The organism is Burkholderia sp. Se-20378, from assembly GCF_017104665.1.
GTDB classification, from domain to species: Bacteria; Pseudomonadota; Gammaproteobacteria; order Burkholderiales; family Burkholderiaceae; genus Burkholderia; species Burkholderia lata.
Genome location: NZ_JAAGPG010000676.1, coordinates 1 through 3,526, shown reverse-complemented (window position 1 = coordinate 3,526; position 3,526 = coordinate 1). Strand labels below are relative to the sequence as shown.

Sequence of the window (3,526 nt, the reverse complement as noted above, 5' to 3'; positions counted from 1 at the left end):
TCCCCGGCGAACTCGCGACGTGGGACAACAAGAGCTACGCGAAGAACGTGAAGGTGCTCGCGTTCTACCCGGGCGTCGATTCGCCCTTCCACGCGTGGAACAACATCGCCGACTTCGACGGCAAGCGCTACCTGTACATCCACGATCGCGACTACCTGCGCATCATGGACGTCACCGATCCCGCGCACGGCAAGGTCGTGTTCTCGAAGGGCGGCGTGTGGGGGCCGAAGGGTTCCAGCGAGCACTTCGATCCGAACAACGTGCACGACTACCTCGGCGGCGCGACGATCGCGTGGAGCCGCAAGCTCGGCAAGCCGGTGCTCGTCGCGTCGTTCGAGATCGGCCGCTACGGGCTGATGACCGAGAAGATCGACCAGCCCGACAAGGTTGCCGCGCAGCGCCACTACAACTCGCTGAAGGGGTTCCGCGTGTACGAGATGGACGGCCCGCTGCCGAGCCAGTGGAAGCTGATCGCGACGCGCACGACCGACTACCGGCATCCCGACGCGCCGATCGGCCAGCAGCAGGGTTCCGGCTCGCTCGACGCGCCCGAGTACTACGGCGGCAAGTACATGATCGTGTCGGCCGCGCCGGACGACAGCTACGCGCTGACCGAGTATCCGAACTACCTGTACTCGCCGGGTTACCAGGTATGGGATATGTCGGACCCGGCGAACCCCGTGTTCATGTCGCAAATCGCGGTGCCCGGCCAGATCCTCGGCAACGAGGAACACGAGCAGGCGTACCTGATGAATCCGCGCGCCGGCAACCGCACGTCGTGGATGGGCTCGCGCAACCCGATCTTCCTGCCGAAGCCGCTGGAGAACGGCGGCAAGATCGGCTTCGGCGCGATGGGCGGCCTCGGCTTCTATTCGTTCGACCTGAGCGACCCGGCGAAGCCGAAGATCCTCGGCAACGTGAACACGCCGCCGAGCTTCGCGGGCACCGAGTTCGACAACGCGGACGTGAGCCAGTACGCGCGCACCGGCTACGTGCTCACGAACGGCTACCCGATGAACCGCGACTGCTACGAGCCGTACAAGGACATCTTCGTCGTCGACGCGCGCGACCCGAGCCACCTGAAAGTCGCGGCCAAGCTGCCGGTTCCGGAAGTGCCGGCCGGCGCGCCGTTCACGAGCTTCTGCCAGCGCGGCGGCAACTTCGGGCCGAAGCGCGCGAACGCGATCGGCCAGCCGGGCACGTGGCGCCAGGGCATCGTCCCGTATTCGTTCTACAACGCGGGCGTGCAGATCTACGACGTGAAGAATCCGGCGAAGCCGACGATCGCCGGGTACTTCGTGCCGGCGCTCGCCGACGAGAAGGAGCTGCCGTCCTATACGCTCGGCAAGGGCGTGTTCGCGATCTACACCGAGTACGACCGCAACATCATCTGGGCCTTCACCGAGAACGGCGCGTATGCGCTGTCGACGCCGCTGCTCGGCGAGCCCGTGCTCGGCAAGCCGGTAAAGCCCTGGCCGCCGCGTTGAGTCGCACGGGGCCGGACGGGCGACCGTCCGACTCGGGTCGCGCGCCGTGGCCACAGCAACACGCGGCCACGGCGCGCGCCGTTCGCATCGATCCCTGCCGGTCACCCGGCAGGTTCACATTCAAGGATGTTCCCGATGAGGTTCAAGCCATTCGCCGCGCTGCTGCTGGGTGCGTTCGCGACGGTCGCGACGGTTTCGACGCCCTGCCGCGCCGCGACCTCGGCCAGCGAGCAGACCTGCCGCGCCTGCCACACGCTCGATACGACGAAGGTCGGCCCGCCGTTCCGCGCGATCGCCGCGCACTACCGCAACGATGCCGATGCGATCGCGAAGCTCCAGAAGAGCATGCTCGAAGGCAGCACCGGCAAATGGGGCAGCGCGACGATGCCGCCCAATGCGATTTCGGCCGACGATGCGGCGCGCTTCGCGAAGTGGATCATGTCGCTGAATCAGCCGGCGAAGTAGGCCGGCAAAGTAGTCCGGTAATGCGCCGCTACGCGGCGTCCGCAACGACAGCCGCTCCCGCCGCACGCGTCATCCGAGCACCGGTTCGGCCGACAGCGTCCGGTCCGGGTCGTGCGCGTGGCCGGATGCGCCGGCCACGGGCAGCGTGAGCGTCACGGTCGTGCCCTGCCACGGGGCGCTGCGCACGCTGATCTCGCCGCGGTGGCGGTCCACGACCGCCTTCGCGAACGCCATGCCGAGCCCGACACCCTTCGTGTCGGGTTGCCCTTGCAGACGAAAGCGCCGGTAACGCTCGAACAGGCGTGCCTGATCCTCGGCCGCGATCCCGTAGCCGTAATCGCGGATCACGCAGCATACCGAAGCACCGCCGTCCGCCAGTTCGACGCTGCACTCGATGCGCGTATGCGCCGCGCTGTATTCGACCGCGTTCCCCAGCAGATTGACCAGCGCACGCGACAGCAGCGCCGGATCGCCGTGCACGAGCGCGTCGTCGCACGACGGTACGTCCGCGACCGCGATGTGCTTGTCCCGCGCGCGCGACCAGATTGCGTCGCGTGCCTGATTCATCAGGTCGGCCACGTTGACGAGTTCCGACGCGTACTCGCCCGTCTCCGCCCGCGACACCTGCGCGAAGCCGTCCGCCATGGCCAGCGTATGACGCGCCAGCCCGTCGATCTCGTTCAGGCGCTCGCGCAGCGTGCAGTCGGGCGGGCAAGCGGCAGGCGTGTTCACGAGCACGATGACCGACGTGAGCGGCGCGCGCATGTCGTGCGAGAACAGCGTCAGCATGTCGTTGCGCTGCCGCTCGAGCAGCGTGCGATGGACGTAGGCGCCGCGCAGCGCGTCCAGTGCATCGTTCACGTGCCCGATCTCGGGGCTCGTGCCCGGAATCCGGACGATCGGCGACACGTCGCCCTGGCTCAACGCGACGATGCGCCGGGTCAGCGCATCGAGCGGTTTCGACAGCGTCCGCTGCGTGCCGCGCACGAGCAGGAACAGGATCGCGATGCAACACGCCGCCTCGGCGGCGGACAAGGTCATCCGGACCCGCGCCGCATCGCGCAGCGCCACCGCACGCGCACGCGTGAGGTCGAGCACGTGGTCGCGCAACCGCGCCGGTGCGTCGAGGTCCCGCATGACCCGCGACGCGAAATCCTCGGCATTCATCGCATAGGCGCCCGTGCGGCCCGCGCGCAGCGTCGCGGCGACGAGCGGCAGGAAGCTGCCGTCCATCGTGTCGTTCAACCGCGCCAGGTCATTCGACAGCATCGCGTCGTCGAGCGGCGGCGCGATCGCGCCGGCAATCAGTGCGCGGAGCTGCACGATGCGCCCGCGCATCTGGAGAATGCGCGCCAGCCGATCGTTGTCGAGCGTCTCGCTCCTGACCAGCGGCGCGACGAACAGCGAGCCGAGCCGGCCGGTGTATTCGCGCAGGTCGCCCAGCAGGCGCGCGAGGACCAGCGCGCCGGCCGTTTCCGGATGGCGCATCGCCGTACCCGCCATCACGCCGCTGGTCAGCGCCGCCAGATCGTCGGCGGCCGCGAACATGCTGTCTTGCGCGGCCTGCACCTGCG

Annotated in this window: 3 protein-coding genes; 2 read left to right on the top strand and 1 reads right to left on the bottom strand. The window is 68.5% G+C overall.

Translation table 11 applies throughout. The features are described 5' to 3' along the window. Nucleotides 1–1,487, top strand: a 1,487-nt coding sequence (locus G3N93_RS35910) for a hypothetical protein (protein ID WP_206135131.1), incomplete at its 5' end; no start/stop codon positions are given. 135 nt (nt 1,488–1,622) lie between these two features. Continuing rightward, on the top strand, nt 1,623–1,952 hold the full coding sequence (locus G3N93_RS35905) for a c-type cytochrome (protein ID WP_241011978.1): 330 nt from the start codon (nt 1,623–1,625) through the stop codon (nt 1,950–1,952). Between the two features lie 69 nt (nt 1,953–2,021). Here the strand turns inward: G3N93_RS35905 and G3N93_RS35900 are convergent. Then, on the bottom strand, nt 2,022–3,526 hold a 1,505-nt coding region (locus tag G3N93_RS35900), incomplete at its 5' end, for a HAMP domain-containing sensor histidine kinase (protein ID WP_206135130.1).

Excerpts from the sequence above, each read along its gene's own strand:
- G3N93_RS35905 (WP_241011978.1), top strand. The coding sequence starts at position 1,623 with ATGAGGTTCAAGCCATTCGCCGCGCTGCTGCTGGGTGCGTTCGCGACG.